Source organism: Actinosynnema sp. NPDC091369 (assembly GCF_044757065.1).
Taxonomy (GTDB): Bacteria; Actinomycetota; Actinomycetes; order Mycobacteriales; family Pseudonocardiaceae; genus Actinosynnema.
Genome location: NZ_JBIVUG010000008.1, coordinates 193,390 through 217,165, shown reverse-complemented (window position 1 = coordinate 217,165; position 23,776 = coordinate 193,390). Strand labels below are relative to the sequence as shown.

Sequence of the window (23,776 nt, the reverse complement as noted above, 5' to 3'; positions counted from 1 at the left end):
GACTACGCCTGGACGCCGGTGAGGGCGAAGAACTCCTGCCGGGTCCGGGCGTCGTCGCGCAGCGCCCCGAGCATCGCGGACGTGACCGTGCGGGAGCCGGCCGCCCGCACGCCGCGCAGCGACATGCACAGGTGCTCGGCCTCCACGACGACGCCGACGCCGCGCGGCGCCAGGTGCTCCAGCAGCCAGTCCGCGACCTGCTTGGTCAGCCGTTCCTGCACCTGGAGGTCGCGGGCGAACAGCTCGACCACGCGGGCGAGCTTCGACAGGCCCAGGATGCGCTCCCCCGGCAGGTAGCCCACGTGCGCGACTCCTTGGAACGGCAGCATGTGGTGCTCGCACAGCGACTGCACGGGGATGCCGCGGGCCAGCACGAGCTCGTCGTAGCCCTCCTCGTTGGGGAACGTGGTCAGGTCGAACTCGCGCGGGGTCAGCATCTCGGCGTAGGCGTGGGCGACCCGTCGCGGCGTGTCGGCCAGGTGCTCCGACGCCGGGTCCTTGCCCAGCGCGACGAGCAGGTCCGCCACCGCCCGCCGGGCCGCTTCGACGTCCACGCCGGGACGCCCGTGCACCGGGTGCGGCCGTCGGTGCGAGCCCGCGGGCGGGTCGAACGAGGGGTGGCGCGCGAGGGTGGTCACTCCGCCCGCCCACCGCGGGCCGGGGCGTACCGCACCGCCAGGCGGGCCAGCGCGAGCGCGGCGACGAGCAGGCCGAAGTCGCGCAGCGCCACGTCGTAGTACCCCGGGAGGGTCAGCAGGTCGACGATGATCCCGGCCAGCCACGCGGCCACCAGCAGGCCGCCGAAGCGGGGCGCCACCGCGACCACGACGCCCGCGACGACCTCCACCACGCCGACGGCGTACATGGCCTGCTGGGCGGCGCCCGGCAGGACGCCGTCGAGCCACGGCGCCAGGTAGCGCGGCCAGTCCACGAGCAGGTTGGCGAACTTGTCGAGCCCGAACAGCACCGGCGCGACCGTGAACACGGTGCGCAGGAGCAGGAACGCCTGGTGGGCGGGGTCGGATCGCAGCACGCGACCGGTCGGCGGGACGCCGGACACCTCGGTGGCCATGACTCTCACTCCTTCTATCGACAACTTCGGCTAACCTTAGAAGCCAGCCCGACTTTTCGTCAACAGAAGTGGGTTTTAGAAAATGGGTGACGCCAGCCAGCCCGAGGCGCACATCTCGGCCGTCGCGGCGCTCGACGAGCCGACCCGCCGCCGGCTCTACGACTTCGTGGCGCGCCGACCCGCGCCGGTGAGCCGGGACGAGGCCGCCGAGGCCGTCGGCGCGGCCCGCACCACGGTCGCGTTCCACCTGGACCGGCTCGTCGCCGAAGGACTGCTGGACGTCGTCCACGAGCGCCGCACCGGCCGCACCGGCCCCGGCGCGGGCCGGCCCGCCAAGCTGTACCGGCGCTCCGCCGAGCAGATCGCCGTGTCCCTGCCCGACCGGCGCTACGAGCTGGCCGGCCTGCTGCTGGCCGACGCCCTCGCCGAGGCGGAGACCTCCGGCGAGGCGCCGCGCGCCGTGCTCCACCGCCGCGCCCGCGACCTGGGCCGCGACCTCGGCCAGGCGGCCCGCGCCGACGCGCCCGCCGACCGGGACGGCAGGCCCGCCGTGGTGGAGGCGTTGGAGAGCTTCGGCTTCGAGCCGCGCGACGCCGAGCCGGGCACGTCGATCGTGCTGGGCAACTGCCCGTTCCACACCCTGGCCCGGCAGCACACCGAGCTCGTCTGCGGCATGAACCTCTGCCTGCTCGACGGCCTGCTCGACGGCCTGGCCGCCACCGACCTGACCGCCCGCCTCGCCCCCTCGGCGGACCACTGCTGCGTGCGGTTCGACCCGGCCGACCGCTGACCGGCGGCACGACCCCGAGCGGAACGACCGCGAACACACCGGGGCCGCCCCTTCGCCGACGCCCGGTCACGGCGAAGCGCCACGGCCCCACCGCACGGCCCTGGAGCACCGGCCACGGCCCGTGGGGTGGTCGCCGTGCCGGATACTCGTGGGCGGGGCGACGCCTCACGGACCGGCGCGTCGCAGGAGGAGTCACATGTCAGGGAACCCGCCGGCCGCCGACACCACCGCGTCGCCCCAGGTCGGGCGCTCGGAGCGGGAACTGGTGGCCTCGGCGCGCGCCGGTGGCGGCGAGGCGTTCCGCGCGGTGGTCGAGCCGTACCGCCGCGAGCTGCACGTGCACTGCTACCGCATGCTGGGCTCGGTCCACGACGCCGAGGACGTGGTGCAGGAGACGTTGCTGGCGGCGTGGCGCGGGATCGGCGGGTACGAGGAGCGCGCGTCGGTGCGGACGTGGCTCTACCGGATCGCCACCAACCGCTGCCTCAACGCGTTGCGCGCGGCGTCCCGGCGCGTCCCGGCCGACCAGCCGGACCCCGGGTTCCCCGAACCGTCGCACCTCCGGGCCGAGCCGCTGCACCTCCAGCCCTACCCCGACGACCTGCTCGACGACGTCGCCGACCACGGGCCCGGCCCGGACGCGCGGTACGAGCTGCGGGAGTCGGTGTCGCTGGCCTTCCTGACCGCGGTGCAGGGGCTGCCGGCGCAGCAGCGGGCCGTGCTCGTGCTGCGCGACGTGCTCCAGTTCCGCGCCGTCGAGGTCGCGGACATGCTCGGCACCACCGAGAACGGCGTCACCAGCGCCCTCAAGCGGGCGCGCGCGGCGGTGGCCCGCGACCTGCCCGGACCGGACCGGGACCGCGCGCCGCTGCCGGGCTCGCCGCGCGAGCGGCAGGTCGTGGACGACTTCACCCGCGCGTTCCAGGCCGGTGACGTGGCCGCGATCGTGGCGATGCTGACCGACGACGTGCGGCTGTCCATGCCGCCGCTGCCCCAGGAGTACCACGGCCCGGACGCCGTCGGGCACTTCCTGGCCTCGGTGGCGCTGCGCGAGGTCCGCCGGCACGTGCTGGTCCCGACCCGGGCCAACGGCCAGCCCGCGTTCGGCCTCTACGTGCGCGATCCCGGGACGTCGGTCCCGCACGCGCACGGCATGCTCGTGCTCACCCTGGCCGGCGACCGGATCGCCGCCCTGACCCGCTTCCACGACAACGCCCTGCTGCCCGCCTTCGGCCTCGACGCCTGATCACGCGCCGGTGTCGGCCCCCGCGTTGCCCGGGCAACTATTCTAGTACTAGAATAGTGCCATGGACCTGACGCCCGCGGAGCTGACCCTCCTGGGCCTGCTGGTGGAGCGCCCCCGGCACGGCTACGAGCTGGAAGAGGTGATCACCGCCCGCGGCCTGCGGGAGTGGACCGAGATCGGGTTCAGCTCCATCTACTACCTGCTCGCCAAGCTGCGCGACCGCGGTCTGGTCGAGGAGGTCGGCGAGCCGCGCGCGGGACGCGGCAAGGCGCGCAGGGTCTTCGGCCCCACGGCGGACGGGCGCCGGGCGTGCGCGCGGGCCGCCGAAGCGGCGGTGGCCGAACTCCGACCGGTGTTCCCGCCCGTCCTCGTCGGGCTGGCCAACGAGCCCGCCATCCCGCCGGACCGGCTCCGCGCCGCGCTCGCCCGGCGGGCCGACTCGGTCGCCGCGAAGATCGCCGAGCTCCGCGCGTCCGCCGCCGCCCAACCGCACGCGCCCCGCTTCGCCCGCGCGATCTTCGACTACTCGCTGGCCCAACTGGAAGCCGAGCAGCGCTGGCTGTCCGCCTACCGGGCCGACGTGACCGGATCACCCGACCAGGAGGACGACGAGCCATGAGCGCCGAGCGCTACGACGTCAAGCGGGAGCTCAAGCAGCTCTACGCGCCCAAGAACACCGACTGGGCGCTGGTCGACGTGCCCGAACAGCAGTTCCTCGCCGTCGACGGCCGCGGCGACCCCAACACCAGCCCCGAGCACGCCCGCGCCGTCGAGGCCCTCTACACCGTCGCCTACGCGATCAAGTTCGCGAGCAGGCGCGAGGGGCGCGACCTCGTCGTGGCGCCGCTGGAAGGGCTGTGGTGGGCCGACGAGCCGGAGGTCTTCACCACCCGCGCCAAGGACCGTTGGCACTGGCGGATGCTCATCAGCCAGCCCGACTGGATCACCGAGGACGCCGTGGAGGAGGCCAAGCGGGTCGCGGCGGCCAAGAAGGACCTCCCCACCATCGCCGACGTCCGCCGGCACGTCCTGCACGAGGGCACCAGCGCCCAGGTCCTGCACATCGGGTCCTACGACGACGAAGGACCGGTGCTGGCCCGGCTGCACGACGAGTGGCTGCGGGCCAACGGCCTGCGGATGACGGGGCTGCACCACGAGGTCTACGTCGGCGACCCGCGCAGGACCGAGCCCGCGAAGCTCCGGACCGTGCTGCGCCAACCCGTCCGGTGACTCCGAGTGCGCCAACCTACCGCGCCGAGGTGACACCGGAATGACGTAATGGCGCACGGCAAATCTCACGTTCCGCCGCAGGCAGCCGCTGACCGCGCTCATTCGTGCCGCATTTCCGGGTGATCCGGCCCGCAACGTCACCCGGTGGCCTCGAACACCGTGTCGCACCCGGCTCGAACAGGTGAAGCCCACTCCACCTGATCAGGGACTGACCGTGGCCGCGATTCCCCGATAAACCTCATGTCGTTCCTCGGAATCCCGCAGAATGAGGTCGCCATGAGTTTGCAGCGCGTCATCACCGATGAGCGCGACGTGCAGGTCGCTCCCGTGTTCGCGCAGCGGATCGACGAGGACGTCATCCCCAAGGGCAGGCTGCCGGAGAACCCGATCCCCGCGGGCGTCGCGGCGGGCATCGTGCACTCGCGGCTGCTGCTCGACGGCCGGGCCGCCCTCAACCTGGCCACGTTCTGCACCACGTCCGCGGAACCGGAGCTGGAGCGGATCTACGCCGACACCGCCGCGATCAACCTGATGAACCGCGAGGAGTACCCGGCCAGCTCCGACATCGAGCAGGAGTGCATCAACGCGCTGGCGGGCCTGTGGCACGAGGACGACGGCCGGTTCATCGGCTGCTCCACCAGCGGCAGCTCGGAAGCGGCCATGCTCGCCGGGCTGGCGATGCTGCGCCGCTGGCGCGAGCGCGGCGGCACCGGCACGCCCAACATGGTCTTCGGCAGCCACGTCCACGTCTGCTGGCCGAAGTTCTGCAACTTCTGGGACGTCGAGGCACGCGTGGTGCCGCTCGAAGAGGGCCGCACGACCCTCGACCCGGCGCTCACCGCCGAAGCGGTGGACGGCAACACCATCGGCGTCGTCGCGGTGCTCGGCAGCACCCAGGACGGCCGCTACGACCCGGTCGCGGAGATCGCGGCGGCGCTCGACGCGGTGGCGGCCGAGCGGGGCGTGGACGTGCCGCTGCACGTGGACGCGGCCAGCGGCGGTTTCGTCGCGCCCTTCCTCGACGTCGACGTCGCCTGGGACTTCGCGCTGCCCCGGGTGGTGTCGATCAACGCGTCCGGCCACAAGTTCGGCCTGGTCTACCCGGGGTCGGGGTGGTGCCTGTGGCGCGATCCCGAGTACCTGCCCGAGTCGCTGGTCTTCGACTGCAACGTGCTCGGCGGCCACCACCCGACGTTCACGCTGAACTTCTCCCGGCCCGCCTCCGGCGTGATCGCGCAGTACTACCAGTTCCTGCGCAACGGGATGGCCGGCTACCGGATGATCGCGCAGCGGTGCCAGGAGGTCGCCCGGCACGTCGCCAAGGGCATCGAGGCCGTCGGGCCGTTCGAGATCGTCGGCGACGGCGAGGACCTGCCGGTCGTGGCGTTCCGCCTGCGCGACCCGAAGGCCGTGGGCTTCACCGTGTACCACCTGTCCGAGGCGCTCAAGGGCGACGGCTGGCACGTGCCCGCGTACAGCCTGCCGCCGAACCTGGAGCACGTGCACGTGCTGCGCGTGGTGTGCCGGCAGGGGTTCACGCTCGACCTCGCGGCGAAGTTCCTGGAGAGCCTGGCCAAGCACACCGAGAAGCTGGGCAGCCACCCGTTCCCGCTGCCCGAGGCGACCGCCCCGTCGTTCACGGACTGACGCCGTGGTCACCATCCGGGAGTTGGAGACCGACCCCTACCCCGCGTACGCGCGGCTGCGCCGCGACGAGCCGGTCAGCTGGGTGCCGGAGGCGCACCAGTGGCTGGTCACCCGCTGGGACGACGTCCGCACCGTGCTGACCGACACCGGGAGGTTCACCACGGACCAGCCGTCGTCGCCGATGCACGCGCTGTGCGGCGGCGCGCCCATGCTGTTCCGGGAGGGGCCGTCGCACCGGGACGTGCGGGAGGCGTTCCGGCACGACTACGACCCCCACCGGGTCACCGACTACGTCGACACCATCGCCCGGCCGATCGCGCACCGCGTCGCCGACGACCTCGCCCCGACCGGTGGCGGCGACCTGGCCGCGGACTACTTCGAACCGGTCACCGCGATCGCCATGGCCGCGCACCTCGGCGCCGGGCCCGAGGGGGCCGACGAGCTGCGGCGCTGGGGGAAGGTGCTCACCGACGTGGCGAACAACTTCGGGCGCGACCCGGCGGTGGACGCGGGCGCGGCCGGGGTGATGGCGGACGACGCGGCGGTGACCGCGCTCGTCCGACGGTTGCGCGAGCAGCCCGACCGGTCGGTGATCTCCCACCTGCTGCACGCCAACCGGCGCGGCGCGGAGGCCCGGCCGGACACCGACGTGCTGCCGGTGCTCAAGCACCTCGGGTTGAGCGTGATCGAGCCGGGGTGGTTGGCGGCGTGGACGCTGGTGGCGTTGTGGTCGCAGCCGGAGCAGCTCGCCGCGGTCCGCGCCGACCGGGCGCTGCTGGGCGCGGCGGTGTACGAGGCGTTGCGGTGGAGCGGACCGGTCGGCGTGCTGGGCAGGCGCACGACCCGGGACGTGACCCTGGGCGGGCGGGACATCCCGGCGGACAGCCAGATCGCCGCCGCCATCGCCTCGGCCAACCGGGACGAGGAGCAGTTCACCGAACCGGACCGGTTCGACCTGCACCGCGACGTCCGCACGCACCTGGGCTTCGGCGTCGGTCCGCACGGCTGCCCGGCGCACCCGCTGGTCACCGCCGCGGCGCGGACCGCGCTGGACGTGCTGCTGGAGCGGATGCCGGGCGTGCGGCCCGCACCGGGCACGCGGGGGAAACCCCACGGCTGGAAGCTGCGCCTCACCGGACCGCTGCCCGCCGTGTGGGACGTGGCGGCCAGGAAGGTGTCCTGATCGGTGTGCCGCGCGTGCGGCGGCGTTCCGCCGTCAGAGCCGCCGCACGCGCAGCACGCCGGTCCACATCGGGAGCGTGAACTCGCCGCGCCGGGTCCGGGGATCGCCCGCGAGGAAGGCCCTGATCCCGTCGAGCAACGCCTCCCGGTCGCGGGTGGGCAGGGCCAGCACCCCGGCCCGCGTCGCGAGCGTCGCCACGAGGGACTCGGCGGTCCGCCGCTGCCCGTGCGGGAACTCGGCCTGCTCCGGCGCGCCGAACCGGACCGAGCCGCCACCCGGCAGGTGCGGGTCGGCCGTCGCCGCGCGCCACCCGGTCACCGCGTCCCGCGGCCCGACCGCGGCGGGCCCGGCGACCCGCCCGAGGTCCGCGACCCAGTCGACGCGGTCGTCCAGGACGTTCCACAGGCCGGCCAGCACCCCACCCGGCGCGAGGACCCTGCCGATCTCCGGTCCCGCGACCGCCAGGTCGAACCAGTGCAACGCGTTCCCGGCCACCACGGCGTCCACCGACCCGTCCGGCAGCGGTATCGCCTCGGCACTGCCTGGAGCGCGCGCACGGACGGCAGCGCGCGGCGCAGCTCGGCCGGCATCGCCGGGTCCGGCTCGACCGCGACGACGTCGAGCCCCAGCGCCACCAGCGTCCCGGTCAGCTTTCCCGTGCCCGCCCCGAGGTCGAGCACGCGCGGACCGGGCGCGGACTCCACCGCCCACCACACCGCCGCTCGCGCGTAGTCCGGCCGGTGCTCGGCATAGGCGGCAGCCGCCGTGCCGAACACCGAACGCAACACCTTCCGCTCCTCCACCGCGCTCACCCCTGTCCGCCAAGCGATCCGCCACCGGCAAGCACACCACACGCCGACCCTGGCACCTTGCTGCCGGCGCTCCGCCGGCAGCCGACGCCGTGGGCACGATGGGCGCAGCCGAGCGGAGGGAGCGGGCAGTGGCCGGAACGCCGGGCGGTGCGGAGATGGCGCCGCGGGACACCGAGGACGCGATGACCGGGCTGGCACGCGCGGCGGGTGAGTTCGGTGGTGCGTGGAGCGCCGCCGAAGGGACGTTGTCGAGCCTGGAGGCACAGCTGGGAGGCGGCCGCATGGGGCAGGCGTTCCTGGGCGTCTACGGGCCCGGGGCCGCCGGCACGGCAGGCATGGTCACGGCCGGCGTCCGGGCGCTGCGGGCGGCGGCCGGCGCCGGGCTCGGCTCGGTGTCCGACTACGTCGAAGCCGACCGGGCGGGCCGGCGCGCGTTCGACGGGCTGCGCTCATGACGGCGCTCCCGCCGGAGGGCCCGCTGTGGCAGGCGGTGCGGGCCAGGGTGCCCGACCTCTGGCCCGTGGACAGCGAGGTCGTCGCCGCCGACCTCGCCACCGCCCTGGACGGCGTCGCCGACTCGGTCGAGGCCGCGCTCGGCCGGACCGCCCACGCCGCGGGCACGACCGGAGCCGCCTGGGGTGACACGTCCGGCGGCCTGATGACCACCGGCCTGGGCAGGCAGGCCGCGCGGATGGCCGACACCGCGGCCCACGTGCGGCAGCGCTCGGCCGGCGCGCGGGCCTACGCCACCGAGATCACCGGCGCCAAGACCGACATCCGGACCACCGTGGAGGCGAACGAGCCCGTCTTCGCGTTGCTGGACGGCCTGCCCGCCCCCTGGGGTCCGCCGCTGCGGGAGGGGTTCGCGGACCTGGTCGCCGCCGACCTCTCGGCCGCCGTGGACCGCCGGGTGGCCGCGGTGAGCGCCCTCCGGCTGCCCACCCCGCCGACGCACGAGCAACTGCTCTCCGACCCGGGCTACCAGGTGGACGACGACGAGCTGACCGAGTACCTGGGCCGCACCGTGACGGTGGAAGAACGCAGGGCCATCGAGGAGTTGAGCCTGTCGGAGAAGGTGGACTTCTTCCACTCCTACTTCCAGGCGATGGAGGGTGGCAGCACGGTCTTCCCGGACGTCGGCCGCGCCGGCGAACTGGACAACCACCGTGACGCGTACCGGCACGCCTTGTGGAACGCGCTGCTCACCGAACGCCTGGGTGAGGACAAGGCCGCCGAGCTGACCACCCTGCACGAAGGGGTCCCCGACGACGAACACCCGCTGGACCCGGTGCGCGAGGCGATGGACATGCACAACAACGAGGTGGGCCGTCGGATCGCCGCGCAGGCGCCGCCGGGCACCGCGCTCGGCCCCCTGATCGAGCAGGCCGTCCGGGACGGCAAGCTCGTGGTGATCGACGACCACGGCCGCCTGGTGCCCAGCGACTACGACTTCGAGCGCCCGCCCGAGCGTTCCGACGGCCGCGGGCGGTACGGCGGAGGCGGGTGATCCGGAGGCCGGGCGGGGCTATGGTCGCGGTGTGGGAGGGGGCGACGCGGCACGCGCGATCCTCGTGGGCTGCGCCCGGTACGCCGCGCTGCCCGACCTCCCCGCGGCGGACCGCAGCGTGCAGGCGTTGCGCAGCGCGTTGATCGGCCCGGAGTCCGGCTGGCCGATGTCGCGGGTGGCGGTGGTGGGCGACCCGGTGGGTGCCGTGAAGGCCGCGCGGTTGGTCGAAGGGCTGCTGCGGGACGACGCGGACGTGCTGGTCTTCTACTACGTCGGGCACGCGCGGTTGTCCGACGACGGGGACGTGAAGCTGGCCGTCGCCGACAGCGATGTCACCGACGAGTCCACCTGGTTGCGGGCCCGGGACGTGCTGGGAGCGGTGGGGGCGCACGACGCCCGCACCAAGCTGGTCGTGCTGGACTGCTGCTTCGCCGAGGTGCCGCCGGGCCTGTCCGACATCGACGACCTCGCCGACCGGGTCGAGCGAGCCACCCTCGGCTTCGGGGCACTGGTGTTCTGCCTGGCCAGCAGGGAGGGCGTCTACGACGACCGGGCCGGCGGCCTGACCTGGCCGGCCCGCGCCCTGGTCCGGTCCGCGCCGGACCGGCTCGACCCGGCCGAGGTCGCCCGGGAGGTGGCCCGGCTGGCCCCGCCCGCCGGCCGCCTGCGCCCGGCACCGGTCCAAGCCCCGCCCCGGAACGACCACGAACCGGCCGCGCCGCGCCACCTCGGCCCCGGACCCTCGCCCCACCCCGGCCCGCCGACCGGCCCCGAGATCCCACCCGACCCCGAAGCCCCGCCCGACCCCGACATCGCACCCGACCCCGAAATCCCGTCCAACCCCGAAATCCCACCCGACTCCGGGATCCCGCCCGACCGCGAAATCCCACCCGACCCTGCACCCCCGGCCGACCCCGGTCCCGGAGTCCTCCCCCGCGAAGACCACGAGCCGGTCACCTTCCGCGTCTCGATCCCGCGCCCGGTCCGCGCGGTCGAGGTGGTGGGGCGGGCGGCGGCCACGGCGATCGGGCCGTGGTTCGGCCTCACCCTCGGCGGCAACGGCCTGACGACCGTCATGTTCACCCTGGTCGCCTGGGCGGTGGTCGGGGCCGAGGTGCACGTGGCGTGGTGGCGGCGGGTCGAAGTGGGCACCGCGCTCGTCCTCCGCCGAGCGGACCTGGGTTCGCGCCTGGGGTTCGGGACGAAACCCCTGTCGGTGGACTGGGCGCGTGCCGGGTTCGAACGGGTGGTCGTCGGGCGGGCGCGGGGGTTGACCCGCGTGACGCTGCACGTGTCACCGGAGGCCGCCGCGCGGGTGTGGAACGACGTGCCGTTCACCGGGTTCGGCGGGTACCGCCACGGGGTCGTGGCCGGCGCGGAACGCGGTTTCGCGTGGCCGCTGGGGGACGTGCACGCGCCGGTCGAGGACGTGGCGGCGGCGTTCCGGGCGGCCGTGCCGGCGGGCGTCGCCGTGGACGTGGTGCTCACCGTCGAGCCGCGCTACCCCCGCCCGCGGCGCTGGGCGCTGGTGACGTACCTGGTGGTGTTCGGCGGCGTGCTCGCCGTGCTCGCCTTCGTCGGATGAGGTGCCGCCCCGGCAGGGCGGTGAGCCGCACGGCGACGCCCACGGCCCCGTACACCGACCCGGTGATCAGGACGACCAGCGCGGAGAACGCCAGACCCGCGGCGAACCCCGCGGGCACGGCCGCGACCCGCACGGCGACCTGTTCCGGCCAAGCGGCCCGGCCGAGGTCAAGGTCGAACGCCGCCGCCAGCCCCACCAGCGTGCCCAACCCCGCCATCAGGCCCCACATCCGCGTCCACAGCAGCCACCGCGCCACCCGCCACGCGGCCCCGACCCGACCCGCGCGCAGCGCTCCCGCCCCGACGTACGGGTGCGCGGCGGGCGGCGGGCCGAACCCGGTGTCCTGCGCCAGGACCGCCGCCCTGACCGCGGTCAGCACCCGCGCCGCGTGCTCGGCGTGCCCCGGGAAGTCCAGCTCCGCGGACCCGACCCGCAGGGTGGCGAAGTCCGCCGTCACGGTGGCCGCCGCGAGGTCCGGGTAGGCCAGCACGGCGTGGGCTCGCCGGTAGCGGACGTGCGCGGCGCGGTCGGTGAACCACACCCGCGCATCGCCGAAGTCCGACCGGGAGTCCAGCACGGCGATCACCGGGTCGGCCCCGACCTCCGCGTCACGCGGCCGCAGGTCGGGCGCGACGCGCAAGGTGACCGGGAACGGTCCGGGCAGCGCGGCGGGCAGGTCCAGCAGGGCGTCGCGGATCGCGGTGGCCCGGTGCTCCAGGAACGTGTCGGACAGCGCCGCCGCGCGGGTCAGGGCGTAGACCGGCGTGCCGTCCACCCACAGCTGCACGTCGTCGCCGACCACGAACCGGGCGGGTGGTCCGTCGCGGCCGAGCCGGAACGCGGGCCCGGTCCGCGCGCCGTCGACCAGCACGACCGGCTTGCCCACCGCGGACGGGCGGTACTCGACGACGTGCCGCCGTTCCCCGTCCTCCACCCGCAGGACGAAGTCCACGCCACCGGTGCGGACCCGGTCGGCCCGCCACCGACCGGCGCCGATCCGCACCGGCGGCACCGCGACCGGTTCGACGGTCGGGGCCGCCGGGCGACGCGAGCGCGGTGACCACAGCGATCGCGTCCACCGGCGCGCGGTCTCCGCCCACCGCCCCGGCCGGCGCACACCGGCCCGGTCGTAGACCTCCGCCAGCGAGCGGGAGAACACGCTCGCCACCCAGATCCGCACGCTGCCCGGGGCGTCACGGCCGTCGAGGTGCCGCAGGCGTGGCGTCCAGTCGGGTTCGAACCAGACCGCCGCGCGCGTGTAGGCGTGCGCGCCGGCGGGAACCGGCGAGGTCCGGGGTCGGTACTCGGGCAGCCCTTTCGGGAACACGTCACCGGTCGACTCGCGGAACGACCGGTACTGGGCGGCGTCCCGGCACACCAGGACGACCACGCGGTCCGCCGGCACCCCGGCCACCACCTGCTCGGCCTCCCACCGCAGGCTGGGCCCCGGTCCGGCGGCCAGCAGCACCAGCCGCGCCCGGTCCAGGCCCGCCAGCACCTGGTCACGCCACGCCTCGTCGGCGGAGAAGTGCCGCGGCGCGCCGGCCGGCGGCAGCTCGTCCCCGGGCCGGCCGAGCGCGACCATCCGCCCGAACGGGGCCAGCGCCGCCGCCAGCTGCTCCTCCTCGGTGCGCGTCGTGCCCCAGAGGTCCATGACGTGCTCGCCGCGTTGCTGCGCGGCGAACCCCTCGTCGTCCACAAAGGACCGCAGGAACAGCACCACGTCACCGGACAGCCCGTCCAGCGAGGGCAGCACCGCCACCGCGTGCCGCCGCCCGCGCACCACCGCGCGCCGCCCGAACGCCAGCAGCGCCACCCCGCCGACACCGCACAGGACCGGCCGCAGCGCCGGGTACGGGCCGGACCCGGCGCCGCCCTGCGCCACCACCAGCAGCACGAGCCCCAGCGCGAACGCGGGCCACCCGAACAGCCGCAGCAGCAAGGCCCGCGCGGGCGATTGCCGCACCCGCGTCGCCGGGCGCGGAGCGGGCTGGTCCCGGACCTCGACCAAGCGCACCCCCGTCCGCGCCGCGTGCGGTGACTCCCCGAACCCGCGATGCTACCGATCCGGACACCCGTCACAGCGCCGGTTCAGGGGCGGCCGGGTCAGCGCGGCCGGGTCAGCGCGGCCGGGTCAGGGCGTCGCCGGCTCCGGGAGGTGCGCCGCGACCACGTCCGAGTCGACCCGCCACCCGAGCGATTCGTACAGGTGACGCCCCACCGCCGTGCTGACCAGGACCGCGACGCCCGCGCCGCAGTCGGCCGCGCGCGCCCCGATCGTGCTCATCACGTGCCGCCCCAGGCCGAGCCGCCGGTGCGCGGGATAGGTCTCCACCTGGTCCACCACCGCCGCGCCGCCGTGCACCGCGAACCGGCCGCGCGCGGCCCGGTCACCGCTCGGGGCGTCCACCACGATCTCCTCGAACCCGCGCTCGGGCACGACCCGGGTCCGGTACCCGTCCGGCGCGGACGTCACGGCACCGCCGCCGAGCGTGGAGCTCATCAGGAACTCCGGGTCACCCACCACCCACTCCGGACCGAGCAGCGGCACCACGTCCGCCCGCGGTGCGCAGACCTTGAGCCAGGTGCCCGGCCCCGTCAACGCCGCCGCCCGCCCGCGCACCGACGCCGAACCGGCCACGACGAACCGCACCCGGTGCCCCGGCGCGCCCACGTCGATCCGGAACCCGTCGGGCTCCTCCACCGGTTCCGGCACGGCGCGGCACAACGACCAACCCCACACCCATTCCCGCACGCGTTCGTCCACGAGATCGACACCTTAGCCGCGCCCTCCGGCCGGTGCCGCCGAGGCCGCGACGACCCCCCCGGGATCGGCACGACCTCGCGAGGCCCAGCGGGCACGCCACCCTTGACCTCGACCATAGTGGAGGTTGAAGACTCGTCGCCACCACAGGGCACCAGGAGGGGCGATGGCACTCGGAGCAGGCGGCGGCGTGCTGGACGAGTTGTACGAGCGGCTGCACGGGACCGGGCCGGAGTTCGACGGGTGGCTGTCCAACCACGGGCCGATGGCGGTCGAGGCGATGATCCGCGCCGGGCACGCGGACGGGACGCCCCGGTGGCTCGACCGGTACGCCCGCCGGCTCGCCGAGCTGCCCGCCGCCGGCGACCCGGTAGCCCTGGACCGGCCGGAGTCGTGGCGCGCGGCGCTCGGTGACGAGCGACGGCTGGGTGACTGGATCGCGTCGTTCACCCGGGAACTGGCGGACCACCCGTGGCGCGACGTCCTGGTCACGTGGTGGCCGCGCCTGCTGCCGGGCATCGTGGCGGGCGCGACGCACGGCGTGATCCGGGTGGGCCACGCGGTGCGCGTGCTGCTGACCGAGGAGGCCACGCCCCCGCGCGTCGCCGAGCTGGCGCACGGCCTCGGTTACTGGGCGGCGCGGTGGCAGGAGCTGCCGGGCTTCGTCGGGCCGGCGGGGACCGCCACGGCACCGCGAGCGCTGGCCGCCGTGCCCCGCGTCGGCGACCAGACCGGGGGGATCGGCGCGCGGATCGCCCAACTGGGCACTGTGGACGGTTGGTCCAGCGCCCTGGCCGCGCTCCGCGCCCCGGTGGACCCGGAGGACGCGCGGGCGTTGCTCACCGGACTCGTCGACACCGCCGTGCTGCGCTACCTCACCCACGGGCACGGTTCCGGCGTGATGCTGGTGCACGCGGCGACCGCGCCCAACGCCGTGCTGCGCACGCTGCCCGCGCTGCCGACGGACCTGTGGGGGCCGAGTCTGTCAGCCGCGTGGGCCGCGAGCGCCGCCGTGTCCGCCGCCTACGCCCCGGCGGCGGCTCCCGAGTCGGCCACGCCCGCCGCGCCGGACGGTCCCGACGCGGCGGCCGACGTGCTCGCCCGCGCGGTGGACCACGGCGACGAGCACGCCGTCAAGTTCGCCGACACCGCGGTGGACACCTTCGCCCGGACCGCGAACCCGGACGCGTTGGCCGCCGCCGTCCGCGCGACGCTGCTGATCCGGCCCGAGTGACCCGTCACTCCCCCGACCCCACGCACAGGAACGGTCGGTGCAGCGGGTCGACCGCGACGATCCCGGCCAGCGCCCGCCCCGGAGGCTCGCCCGCGGCCAGGGCGGTGTGCAGCTCCCGCATCACCGCCACCGTCGTCTGCTCGGCGACCCGCGCGACCGCCACGACGACGGTCCGCACCCCGGCGACGAGCAGCCCGTTGGCGAACCCGAGCGCGACCTCCCCCGGCACGCGTTCGGCCGACCCGGGCAGCACCACCAGGTCCGGCGGCTCCTCCAGCTCGCCGAACTCGCGCGCGTGCAGCGCGCGGTCGGCCAGCACGACCCGGGAGAACACGAAGTTCTCCGGCTCGTGCTCCCGTCGGGCCACCAGGTGCAGGAAGCGCGCGCCGTCGGCGCGTTCCAGCACCGCCCGCACCCGCGGCGCCACGACCTCGGCGCGCGGGTGCAGGTCCGCCAGCTCCGCGATGTCGGCGCGGTCGGCCGCCATGCCCGGCCCGATCACGAACACGCCCCGGTCCGCCGCCCGCGTGCCGTCCCGGCGCCGGGCGGCCGACCACGCGCCGACCGAGGGTGCCACCACCAGCGGGCGGCCGTGCAGCGACGGCAGCGCGGACCACGGGACGCCCGCGAGCGGTTCGGCGGGCACCACCACCAGGTCGCGGTCGCCGACCAGCCCCAGCAGCGGCCGCACCACGTGCCGGTCCAGCTCCGCCGCCGAGCCGCCGGCCTGCGCGGAGGTGAGCCCGACCACCCGGTCGGACAGGTCCACCACCGCCGAGGCGGAGTCCAGGTCGGCCCGCAGCAGCCTGGCGTGCCCGACCGCGCCGGCCAGGTCCAGGTCCACGACGTGCACGCGCCCGTCCACGACGACCGTGGCGATCAGCCGCTCCGCCGTCGCCGCGAACCCGACCAGCGCCCGCGCCCCGAGCCGGTCGGCCACCACGTCGAGCCGCACGCCCCCGTCGCCGCCGGTCGGACCCGGGCGCTGCGGCCGGAACTGCTCGGCGATCTCGAACACCCGCCGGGGGTCGTGGTCGCGCAGGGCGATCCGCAGGGCCAACGCCCGCAGGGCACGCCCGTAGACCGTGCTCGCGGGCGCGACGCCGATGCCCGCGGCCGGGCCGTCGGACCGGCCGACCTCCGCGTACCCCTCGGCGGCCAGCGCGATCGCCACCTCGGGCTCGCCGAACCGCTCGATCAGCTCGGCCTCGCACAGCACGTGCAGCAGCCGCTGGTCGGTCGACGTGCCCAGGGTCGGCGGGGCGACCTCGCCGAGCAGCGCGTCGGCCCGGTCGAGCTGCCCGGCCGCCACCGCGAGCCGCACCCCGAGCAACCGCGCGTAGTCGGCCTCGTCGCGCATCCCCAGCTCGGCCAGGCGCGCCGCGGTCGCCAGCGCCTTGTCGATCATCCGGTTGGGCGATGTGCCCGGGGCGTCGAGCGCGCCGGCGCACACCGCGGCCAGGTAGGTCAGCGAGCAGACCGCCGCCGCCCTCAGGTCGTCGCGCTTCTCGAACACCCGCTGCGCGGCGCGGGCCAGCCGGATCGCCCGCGACGGGTCGCCGCACGCCAGCGCGGCGACCGCGGTCAACCGGTCCGCCTCGGCCAGCTCCGCCGTCATGCCCGCCACCCTCAGGTGGTCGCCGAGCAGCGGCAACGACCGCAGCGCGCCGGCGCACAGCCCGGCCGCGACCTTCGCCTCCTGCTCGTCCAGCCTGATCCGGTACGAGTAGCGGCGCCGGCTCTCCGCGAACACCGGGGCCGCGGCCGCGAAGTGCCGCAGCGCCACGGGCAGGTCCCCGGCGGCCCGGGTCAGCAAGCCCAGGTCGTGCGCGAGGTGGCCGACCTCCTCGGCGTCGACCCCGCGGGCGGGCGCGTGGTCCAGGACGGCCTCCAGGTTGAGGCGCTCGGTGGCGAACCACGCCCGGTCCGGCTTGACGCCGCCGGTCGGGGCGGCCACCGCGCGCCGGTGGCTCTGCCTGCCACCGGTCACCTGCTTCACGGCGTGCGCGGTCAGCCTCCGGTAGTGCTCGAACAGCCGGGAGAACGACCGCCGCACCTCGGCGGCGGCGAAGTGCCCGGCCGCCAGGTCCCGCGCGTAGGCGGCGAGCAGGTCGTGCGTGCGCAGCCGCCCGTCCGCGACCTCCTCCACGAGGTGCACCCGCAGCAGGTCGTCCACGGCCCGTCGCACCTCGGACGCCGGCAGGTCGGCCAGCGCGGCGAGCGCGGGCACGTCGTACTCGCGGCCCGGGTGCAGGCCGAGGAACCGGAACACCAGGCCGCAGCGCTCGTCCAGGGTCTTGAGCGACCACGAGAACACCGTCCGGATGCTGTGGTCGTCGTCGGCCACGCCGAGCAGGCGGCGTTCGTCGGCCAGCTCCTCGGCGATGTCGGCCAGCGGCGTGCGCCCCCGCACCGCCGCGATCTCCGCGGTGATGCCCAGCGCCAACGGCAGGCTCGCGCAGCTGCGCACCAACGCCCTGGCCGCGCCGGGCTCGTCGTCCACCCGCGGCCCGACCGTCGCCCGCAGCAGGCGCAGCGCGTCGTCCAGCGGCAGCAGGTCCAGGTCGACGCCGTGGGCGCCGTAGCGCACCCGCAGGGTCGACATGCGGTCCCGGCTGGTGACGACCACGAAGCACGACGGGCCGCCGGGCAGCAGGGGCAGCACCTGGTCGACCCGCCCCGCGTTGTCCAGCACCACCAGCACCCGCCGGTCGGCGAGCAGGGTGCGGTAGCGGGCCGCGCGCTCGCCGCCGTCGCTGGGGATGTCGGACACGCCCAGGGCGCGCAGGAAGCCGGCCAGCACGTCGTCGGGCGTCAACGGCGGCTCGCGGTCGTAGCCGCGCAGGTTGACGTAGAGCTGCCCGTCGGGGAACTCGTCGGCCACGCGGTGCGCCCAGTGCACGGCCAGGGCGGTCTTCCCGACCCCCGCCGTGCCGGACACGGCGGAGATCACCACGCCGGACGTGCCGCCGCGCAGCCGCGCGTCCAGGTCGGCGAGCTCGCGCTCCCGGCCGGTGAAGGCGCCGACCGACAGCGGGAGCTGCCGGGGCCGCCGCACGGGCGGTGAGGTGGAGACGTGCACGCCACCGTGGATGTGACGCGACTGCACGACGATCCCGCTGGTCCCGGAAACCGCGTTCGAGTGCCCGGCCACGTCGTCCCCGTCCACCACCACGACCTCCGCGACCTCACTGGAGGCACTCACGGTAGCCGCCGGAGAACAACGTCGCCGCGATAGGGCGGCGGGCTCGGACGAATTCGCCGGAGCACAATCGGGAACCGGCCGCCGAATGCGCTTTGACCTGCGAATTCCACACCTCCCATTGGCCGGATTCCGGGCCGCCGGAATTGTCCACTGTGGACATATGGTAATGCTTTTCCGGACCGGGTTGCTCCATTGGAGGGAGACTGCGGCAACCACTTGGCGTCCACCGAAGTCCCGTGATAAAGATCAGAACCCTGCTCGGCGCACTGACATCCGGCAGCTCGCCCGCACCAGAGGAATTGATGGACCGACAAACACTCGCGATAGCGTTCTGGCTCCTGCTCGCCATCGTGCTGATCACCCTGTTCCTGCTGGTACGCCAACAACGGACCACCCGCGCCTTACGGGTGCGGGCCGAACGGGCCGAGGACCTGGCCCGCACCCGCGCCGAGGAGGAGCGGCACCTGGTCGAGGCGCGGCTGCCCGCCCTGGCCGAGTCGCTGGGCCACCGGCCCGTCGAGGTGCCCGGCCCGAAGCGGGCGGAGGCGGCCGAGAGCCACGAGCGGGTGCTCGCGCTGTTCGCCGACTCCGTCCGGCAGGCCACCGAGCGGGGCGAGCAGTCGGCCCGCGCCACGCTCAAGTCGATGATGCGCGCGGTGCAGAGCCTGTCCAACGAGCAGCAGGTCGCGATCTCGGCCATGCAGGAGCGGCACGACGACCCCGACGTGCTCGCCGGCCTGATGCGCATCGACCACATGAACTCCCAGCTCAACCGGCGCGCCCAGGCCACCGCGGTGCTCTGCGGCTCCTGGCCCGGGCAGCAGCGGTCGGCCTCGCCGCTGACCGACGTGGTGCGCGGCGCCACCTCCCGCATCCGGGACTACCTGCGGATCAACCTGCCCGCCGAGTCCGACGTCGCGGTGGTCAGCCGCGCGGTCGAGCCGGTCGTGCTGGCCGTGGCGGAACTGCTCGACAACGCCGCCCGGCACTCGCCGCCCAACACCAGCGTCGAGGTCAACTTCCAGCAGGCGCACAACGGCATGGTCGTGATGATCGACGACGGCGGCGTCGGCATGACCGTCGAGGAGCTGAACCGCGCCGCCCGGCTGCTGGCCGGGGGCGGCGGGAGCGACATCAACCGGCTCGGCGACCCGCCGCAGGTCGGTTTCGCGGTCATCGGCGTGCTGGCCAAGCGCTACGGCTTCCGGGTCTCGGTGGACACGCGCTCGCCGTACGGCGGTGTGCGCGCGGTGGTCTTCCTGCCGACGGAGCTGCTCACCCGGGTGAGCAAGCCGACCATGCCCGACAACGCCGTCGCGCTGCCGCCCGAGCAGCGCCGGCCGCCGGCCGCGGCGGTGGACGCCGCCGTGCTGGGGCGCACCTCCGGCGGCCTGCCCCGCCGACGGCGGACGCAGCCCGCCGACCAGGGCGTGCCGCCGTCGGCTCCGCCCGTCCCCACGCCGACCGACCAGCGGATCGCGACCGGGCTGGCCGCCTGGAAGCGCGGCACCGAGTCGGGCCGCGCCACCACCCCGCCGCCGCCTGTCGCTGAAGGGAACACCCAGGCATGAACACTTTGGGTTGGATGCTCGACGACGCCCTGAAGATGCCCGAGACGCGGCACGCCGTCCTGCTGTCGGCCGACGGGCTCCTGATGGCGCACTCCGCCGGCATCGGCCGCGACGACGCCGAGCGGCACGCCGCCGCCATGTCGGCGTTGCAGTCGCTGGCCCGCGCCACCGCCGAGTTCTGCGGCCAGACCAGCGCGGAGTGGCAGCAGACGGTCAGCGAGTTCGTCGGCGGCTACGTCTTCCTGGCCGCCGCCGGGCCCGGCGCGTACCTCGCCGTCTCGGCGACCGACCGGGTGGACATGGAAGCGGTCTCCTTCCGCATCCAGGAGCTGGTCCAGCGGCTGGGCAAGGAACTGACCAGCCCGCCGCGACAGGGTGCGGGCAGCCCGGCGTGAGCGACGACAGGCGCCTGCAGGGCCTGGTGCGGCCGTACGTGGTGACCGGCGGTCGCGCCCACGCCAGCCGCAACACCTTCGACGCCGTCACGGTCGTGATCGCCACCCGCGAGCAGGTGTCCGGGCTGTCGCCGGAGAAGAAGCGGCTGATGGAGCTGTGCCGCGGCGGCGCGCTGTCGGTGGCCGAGATCGCCGCGCACCTCTCGCTGCCGATCAGCGTGACCAAGGTGCTGCTGTCCGACCTGGTCGACAGCGGTCACATCGCCACCCACGCCGCGGTCTCGCACACCGCCCGCCCCGACATGAAGCTGCTGAAGGACGTGCTCGATGGCCTCCGTGCTCGCCTCTGACCGGCCGGCCCCGGACGGTGTCTACCTGCGCGACACCGTGCGGACGGCGGTGAAACTGCTGGTCGTCGGCCCGTTCGCGGTCGGCAAGACCACCTTCGTCGGCACGCTGTCGGAGATCCGTCCGCTGCGCACCGAGGAGACGATGACGCAGGCGGGCGCCCTCGTCGACGACCTCGCCGGCGTCGACGGCAAGAGCACCACCACGGTGGCGCTGGACTTCGGCCGGCTGACGTTGAGCGACGAGCTGGTGCTCTACCTGTTCGGCGCGCCCGGCCAGCAGCGGTTCACCCGCGTCTGGAAGGACATCGCCTACGGCGCGCTGGGTGCGCTCGTGCTGGTCGACACCCGCCGATTGGAGCAGTCCTTCGAGGTCATGAGCCTGCTGGAGGAGCTGGGCATCCCGTACGCGGTGGCGGTCAACTCCTTCGACGGCGCGCCCGCGTTCCCCGGCGAGGAGCTGCGCGACGCGCTGGACCTGCTGCCCGGCACACCACTGATGTCGTGCGACGCCCGCGACGTGACCTCGTCCACGCAGGCGCTCGTCACCCTCGTCGAGTACCTGTTGACCCGCAACCAGGAGACCGTGTGACCTCGCAAGCCGCCCCCGGGCAGGCATGTCCCGCACACCAGGGCCGGATGCCCCTCTACGGCCCCGAGTTCGCCGCCGATCCGGCCGCGACCTACCGGGCCCTGCGCGAGCACGGGCCGGTCGCGCCGGTCGAGCTGGCGCCCGGTGTGCCCGCCAGCCTCGTCGTGGGCTACTCGGCCGCGCTGGACGTGCTGCGCAACCCCAGCGCGTTCCCGCGCGACCCCCGGCAGTGGCAGGCGAAGATGCCGCCGGACTGCCCGGTGCTGCCGATGATGATGTACCGGCCGAACTGCCTGTTCACCGACGGCGCCCACCACGCGCGGCTGCGCGCCGTGGTCACCGACAGCCTGGCCCGGGTCGACGTGAACGCGTTGCGCGCCCACGTCGAGCGGACCGCGGACCGGCTGGTCGCGCGGTTCGCCCGCAACGGCGAGGCCGACCTGCTCGGCGAGTACGCGCAGCTGCTGCCGCTGATGATGTTCAACCACCTCTACGGCTGCCCGCCGGAGCTGGGCGACCGGCTGGTGCTCGCCATGCGCGACATCTTCGACATGGTCGAGCCGGAGAAGGCCAACGCCGAGCTGACCCGGTGCATGCTGGAGCTGATCGCGCTCAAGCGGCAGCGGCCCGACCAGGACATGCCGTCGTGGATGATGGCCCACCCGGCCAGGCTGACCGACGAGGAGCTGATCCACCAGCTCATCGTCCTCATGGGCGCGGGCACCGAGCCCGAGAAGAACCTGATCGCCAACGGCATCCGGCTGCTGCTGGCCGACGACCGGTTCGCGGGCAGCCTCTCCGGCGGCAGCCTCCCGGTCGAGGAGGCGCTGGACGAGGTGCTGTGGACCGACCCGCCGATGGCGAACTACTCGGCGAGCTACCCGGTCGAGGACATCGACTTCGCCGGGATCCGGCTGCCCGCCGCCGAACCGGTGGTGATCAGCTTCTCGGCCGCCAACAACGACCCCGCGCTGGCCGGCCAGCAGCGCTCGGGCAACCGCGCCCACCTCGCCTGGAGCGCGGGCGTGCACTCCTGCCCGGCGCAGCAGCCCGCGCGGCTGATCGCGTCGGTGGCCATCGAGAAGATCCTCGACGCCCTGCCCGACATGCGGCTGGCCGTCCCCGTCGACCAGCTGGTCTGGCGACCCGGCCCGTTCCACCGCGCGCTCACCGCGCTCCCCGTGCGTTTCACCCCGGTAGCCGTGCCCGTCCACCCCGACGAGTCACCTGGAGAAACCCGTTGGAACGATCAGCCGACGCCGTCGTCCTCGACCCCATCGTCCTCGACCCCACCGGCCGTGACGTCCACGCCGAGTCCGCGGCCATCGCCGCCCGCGGCCCGGCGACGTTGGTGGAGCTCCCTGGCAAGGTTGTGGCGTGGTCGGTGACCCGCCAGGACACCCTGCGCGACCTGCTCGGCGACCCGCGGGTCTCCAAGGACGCCCGGCAGCACTGGCCCGAGTACAGCAGTGGCCGGATCTCCGAGGACTGGCCGCTGCACCTGTGGGTGTCGGTGCACAACATGTTCACCGCCTACGGGACCGACCACCGCCGGTTGCGCTCGTTGGTGTCCAAGGCGTTCACGGCCCGGCGCGTGGCGGCGATGAGACCGTGGATCGAGCAGATCACCCACCGGCTGCTGGACGAGCTGGACGGGCCGGACGTGGCGCGGGAACCGGTGGACCTGCGCGAGAGGTACGCCTACCCGATCCCGATCGAGGTCATCTGCCAGCTGTTCGGCGTGCCCGCCGAGGCGCGGTCGGAGCTGCGGGAGGTGGTCGACGGGGTCTTCGACACCACGATCACCGCCGAGGCGGCGCAGGCGAACGCCGTGCGGCTGTACGGGATCATGCACGAGCTGGTCGCGGCGAAGCGGGAGAACCCCGGTGACGACCTGACCAGCGGCCTGATCGCGGTGCGCGAGGACGACGGCTCGAAGCTGGAGGAAGCCGAGCTGGTCGACACCCTGATCCTGGTGATCTCCGCGGGCTACGAGACCACGGTGAACCTGCTGGACCAGGCGATCACCGCGCTGCTGACCCACCCGGAGCAGCTGGCCGCGGTGCGGGCGGGGACCAGCGGCTGGGGCGACGTGATCGAGGAGACCCTGCGCTGGCAGGCCCCGATCGCGAACCTGCCGCTGCGGTACGCCGTGGAGGACATCGAGCTCGGCGACGGCGTGGTCATCGCCAAGGGTGACGCGATCCTCGCGGCGTACGCGGCGGCGGGCCGGGACCGGGCCGTGCACGGCGAGACCGCCGACCGGTTCGACATCACCAGGGCGGACAAGACCCACCTGGCGTTCGGGCACGGGGTGCACTACTGCCTGGGCTCCCCGTTGGCGCGCATGGAGGCCGAGATCGCCCTCCCGGCCCTGTTCGCCAGGTTCCCGGAGATGCGCCTGGCCGTGCCGCCGCACGAGCTGGAGCCGGGCCAGTCGTTCATCTCCAACGGCCACGAGTCCCTGCCGGTGCGGCTGAAGTAGCACCCCGACCCGGGGGCGCGTCACGCTGGTGCCGCGCCCCCGGTGTCAGAACGGCTCGAAGGTCCGCACACTGCCGGCCAGGTCCCAGCCGAGCACGTCGCGCTCGCTGCG

22 protein-coding genes are annotated in these 23,776 nt (G+C 74.8%); 16 read left to right on the top strand and 6 right to left on the bottom strand.

What is annotated here, in order from left to right; genetic code table 11:
* Positions 1–2: 2 nt before the first annotated feature.
* Positions 3–572, bottom strand: coding sequence for a GTP cyclohydrolase I FolE (folE, locus tag ACIQMJ_RS28500; RefSeq protein WP_499764139.1), 570 nt, complete (start codon positions 570–572; stop codon positions 3–5).
* Positions 573–634: 62 nt separating this feature from the next.
* A complete protein-coding gene (locus ACIQMJ_RS28495) occupies positions 635–1,072 on the bottom strand; it encodes a hypothetical protein (protein WP_499764080.1) in 438 nt (145 codons plus the stop codon).
* A gap of 82 nt (positions 1,073–1,154) precedes the next feature.
* Between ACIQMJ_RS28495 and ACIQMJ_RS28490 the strand changes: the two genes are divergently transcribed.
* The 6 genes from ACIQMJ_RS28490 (at position 1,155) to ACIQMJ_RS28465 (ending at position 7,168) form a co-directional block, all read left to right on the top strand.
* Positions 1,155–1,862, top strand: a complete 708-nt coding sequence (locus ACIQMJ_RS28490) for a helix-turn-helix transcriptional regulator (protein WP_499764079.1) — start codon at positions 1,155–1,157, stop codon at positions 1,860–1,862.
* A gap of 196 nt (positions 1,863–2,058) precedes the next feature.
* Positions 2,059–3,108, top strand: coding sequence for a sigma-70 family RNA polymerase sigma factor (locus ACIQMJ_RS28485; RefSeq protein WP_499764078.1), 1,050 nt, complete (start codon positions 2,059–2,061; stop codon positions 3,106–3,108).
* A 61-nt stretch (positions 3,109–3,169) separates the two neighbouring features.
* A complete protein-coding gene (locus tag ACIQMJ_RS28480; RefSeq protein ID WP_499764077.1) occupies positions 3,170–3,727 on the top strand; it encodes a PadR family transcriptional regulator in 558 nt (185 codons plus the stop codon).
* Complete coding sequence (locus ACIQMJ_RS28475; RefSeq protein ID WP_499764076.1) at positions 3,724–4,338, top strand: GyrI-like domain-containing protein; 615 nt, start codon at positions 3,724–3,726, stop codon at positions 4,336–4,338. The genes ACIQMJ_RS28480 and ACIQMJ_RS28475 overlap by 4 nt, the downstream gene beginning before the upstream one ends.
* Positions 4,339–4,614: 276 nt before the next feature.
* Positions 4,615–5,985, top strand: a complete 1,371-nt coding sequence (gene gad / locus ACIQMJ_RS28470; protein WP_499764075.1) for a glutamate decarboxylase — start codon at positions 4,615–4,617, stop codon at positions 5,983–5,985.
* 4 nt (positions 5,986–5,989) lie between these two features.
* A complete protein-coding gene (locus ACIQMJ_RS28465; RefSeq protein ID WP_499764074.1) occupies positions 5,990–7,168 on the top strand; it encodes a cytochrome P450 in 1,179 nt (392 codons plus the stop codon).
* A gap of 33 nt (positions 7,169–7,201) precedes the next feature.
* Here the strand turns inward: ACIQMJ_RS28465 and ACIQMJ_RS28460 are convergent, their stop codons facing one another.
* Positions 7,202–7,675 carry a hypothetical protein gene (locus ACIQMJ_RS28460; RefSeq protein WP_499764073.1) on the bottom strand — a complete coding sequence of 158 codons (474 nt, stop codon included), beginning with the start codon at positions 7,673–7,675 and terminating at the stop codon, positions 7,202–7,204.
* Positions 7,676–8,108: 433 nt separating this feature from the next.
* Between ACIQMJ_RS28460 and ACIQMJ_RS28455 the strand changes: the two genes are divergently transcribed.
* Genes ACIQMJ_RS28455 through ACIQMJ_RS28445 form a run of 3 tightly spaced genes read left to right on the top strand, consistent with a single transcriptional unit; the run spans position 8,109 to position 11,072 of the window.
* The gene (locus tag ACIQMJ_RS28455) at positions 8,109–8,435 is read left to right on the top strand and encodes a hypothetical protein (protein WP_499764072.1); all 327 of its coding nucleotides are present in this window, start codon (positions 8,109–8,111) and stop codon (positions 8,433–8,435) included.
* Entirely contained in the window at positions 8,432–9,487 is a 1,056-nt protein-coding gene (locus ACIQMJ_RS28450) for a WXG100-like domain-containing protein (protein WP_499764071.1), read from the top strand. The genes ACIQMJ_RS28455 and ACIQMJ_RS28450 overlap by 4 nt, the downstream gene beginning before the upstream one ends.
* Positions 9,488–9,518: 31 nt before the next feature.
* A complete protein-coding gene (locus ACIQMJ_RS28445) occupies positions 9,519–11,072 on the top strand; it encodes a hypothetical protein (protein ID WP_499764070.1) in 1,554 nt (517 codons plus the stop codon).
* On the opposite strand, the gene ACIQMJ_RS28440 is transcribed toward ACIQMJ_RS28445, so the two are convergent.
* Both ACIQMJ_RS28440 and ACIQMJ_RS28435 read right to left on the bottom strand, forming a co-directional pair.
* A complete protein-coding gene (locus tag ACIQMJ_RS28440; RefSeq protein WP_499764069.1) occupies positions 10,972–13,083 on the bottom strand; it encodes a hypothetical protein in 2,112 nt (703 codons plus the stop codon). The two genes, ACIQMJ_RS28445 and ACIQMJ_RS28440, sit on opposite strands and share 101 nt — an antisense overlap.
* Before the next feature lie 123 nt (positions 13,084–13,206).
* A complete protein-coding gene (locus ACIQMJ_RS28435; protein ID WP_499764068.1) occupies positions 13,207–13,839 on the bottom strand; it encodes a GNAT family N-acetyltransferase in 633 nt (210 codons plus the stop codon).
* Between the two features lie 163 nt (positions 13,840–14,002).
* Between ACIQMJ_RS28435 and ACIQMJ_RS28430 the strand changes: the two genes are divergently transcribed.
* Positions 14,003–15,070 (top strand): questin oxidase family protein, encoded by a 1,068-nt coding sequence (locus tag ACIQMJ_RS28430; RefSeq protein WP_499764067.1) that lies wholly within the window; start codon positions 14,003–14,005, stop codon positions 15,068–15,070.
* A 4-nt stretch (positions 15,071–15,074) separates the two neighbouring features.
* Here the strand turns inward: ACIQMJ_RS28430 and ACIQMJ_RS28425 are convergent, their stop codons facing one another.
* A complete protein-coding gene (locus tag ACIQMJ_RS28425) occupies positions 15,075–18,275 on the bottom strand; it encodes a CHAT domain-containing protein (protein WP_499764066.1) in 3,201 nt (1,066 codons plus the stop codon).
* Between the two features lie 302 nt (positions 18,276–18,577).
* On the opposite strand from ACIQMJ_RS28425, the gene ACIQMJ_RS28420 reads away from it, so the two are divergent.
* Genes ACIQMJ_RS28420 through ACIQMJ_RS28395 form a run of 6 tightly spaced genes read left to right on the top strand, consistent with a single transcriptional unit; the run spans position 18,578 to position 23,665 of the window.
* Complete coding sequence (locus ACIQMJ_RS28420) at positions 18,578–19,846, top strand: ATP-binding protein (protein ID WP_499764065.1); 1,269 nt, start codon at positions 18,578–18,580, stop codon at positions 19,844–19,846.
* The gene (locus ACIQMJ_RS28415; RefSeq protein WP_499764064.1) at positions 19,843–20,241 is read left to right on the top strand and encodes a roadblock/LC7 domain-containing protein; all 399 of its coding nucleotides are present in this window, start codon (positions 19,843–19,845) and stop codon (positions 20,239–20,241) included. Before ACIQMJ_RS28420 ends, ACIQMJ_RS28415 begins: the two co-directional genes overlap by 4 nt.
* Entirely contained in the window at positions 20,238–20,591 is a 354-nt protein-coding gene (locus ACIQMJ_RS28410) for a DUF742 domain-containing protein (RefSeq protein ID WP_499764063.1), read from the top strand. Before ACIQMJ_RS28415 ends, ACIQMJ_RS28410 begins: the two co-directional genes overlap by 4 nt.
* Positions 20,569–21,180, top strand: coding sequence for a GTP-binding protein (locus ACIQMJ_RS28405; RefSeq protein WP_499764062.1), 612 nt, complete (start codon positions 20,569–20,571; stop codon positions 21,178–21,180). The genes ACIQMJ_RS28410 and ACIQMJ_RS28405 overlap by 23 nt, the downstream gene beginning before the upstream one ends.
* A gap of 47 nt (positions 21,181–21,227) precedes the next feature.
* Entirely contained in the window at positions 21,228–22,568 is a 1,341-nt protein-coding gene (locus tag ACIQMJ_RS28400; protein ID WP_499764061.1) for a cytochrome P450, read from the top strand.
* The gene (locus ACIQMJ_RS28395) at positions 22,505–23,665 is read left to right on the top strand and encodes a cytochrome P450 family protein (RefSeq protein ID WP_499764138.1); all 1,161 of its coding nucleotides are present in this window, start codon (positions 22,505–22,507) and stop codon (positions 23,663–23,665) included. Before ACIQMJ_RS28400 ends, ACIQMJ_RS28395 begins: the two co-directional genes overlap by 64 nt.
* Positions 23,666–23,776: the final 111 nt, after the last annotated feature.

What these genes read in the sequence shown, in the direction of transcription:
- ACIQMJ_RS28495 (WP_499764080.1), bottom strand. Translation starts at nt 1,072, where the DNA reads ATGGCCACCGAGGTGTCCGGCGTCCCGCCGACCGGTCGCGTGCTGCGA.
- ACIQMJ_RS28490 (WP_499764079.1), top strand. Translation starts at nt 1,155, where the DNA reads ATGGGTGACGCCAGCCAGCCCGAGGCGCACATCTCGGCCGTCGCGGCG.
- ACIQMJ_RS28485 (WP_499764078.1), top strand. Translation starts at nt 2,059, where the DNA reads ATGTCAGGGAACCCGCCGGCCGCCGACACCACCGCGTCGCCCCAGGTC.
- ACIQMJ_RS28480 (WP_499764077.1), top strand. Translation starts at nt 3,170, where the DNA reads ATGGACCTGACGCCCGCGGAGCTGACCCTCCTGGGCCTGCTGGTGGAG.
- ACIQMJ_RS28475 (WP_499764076.1), top strand. Translation starts at nt 3,724, where the DNA reads ATGAGCGCCGAGCGCTACGACGTCAAGCGGGAGCTCAAGCAGCTCTAC.
- gad (WP_499764075.1), top strand. Translation starts at nt 4,615, where the DNA reads ATGAGTTTGCAGCGCGTCATCACCGATGAGCGCGACGTGCAGGTCGCT.
- ACIQMJ_RS28450 (WP_499764071.1), top strand. Translation starts at nt 8,432, where the DNA reads ATGACGGCGCTCCCGCCGGAGGGCCCGCTGTGGCAGGCGGTGCGGGCC.
- ACIQMJ_RS28430 (WP_499764067.1), top strand. Translation starts at nt 14,003, where the DNA reads ATGGCACTCGGAGCAGGCGGCGGCGTGCTGGACGAGTTGTACGAGCGG.
- ACIQMJ_RS28420 (WP_499764065.1), top strand. Translation starts at nt 18,578, where the DNA reads ATGGACCGACAAACACTCGCGATAGCGTTCTGGCTCCTGCTCGCCATC.
- ACIQMJ_RS28415 (WP_499764064.1), top strand. Translation starts at nt 19,843, where the DNA reads ATGAACACTTTGGGTTGGATGCTCGACGACGCCCTGAAGATGCCCGAG.
- ACIQMJ_RS28405 (WP_499764062.1), top strand. Translation starts at nt 20,569, where the DNA reads ATGGCCTCCGTGCTCGCCTCTGACCGGCCGGCCCCGGACGGTGTCTAC.
- ACIQMJ_RS28400 (WP_499764061.1), top strand. Translation starts at nt 21,228, where the DNA reads ATGCCCCTCTACGGCCCCGAGTTCGCCGCCGATCCGGCCGCGACCTAC.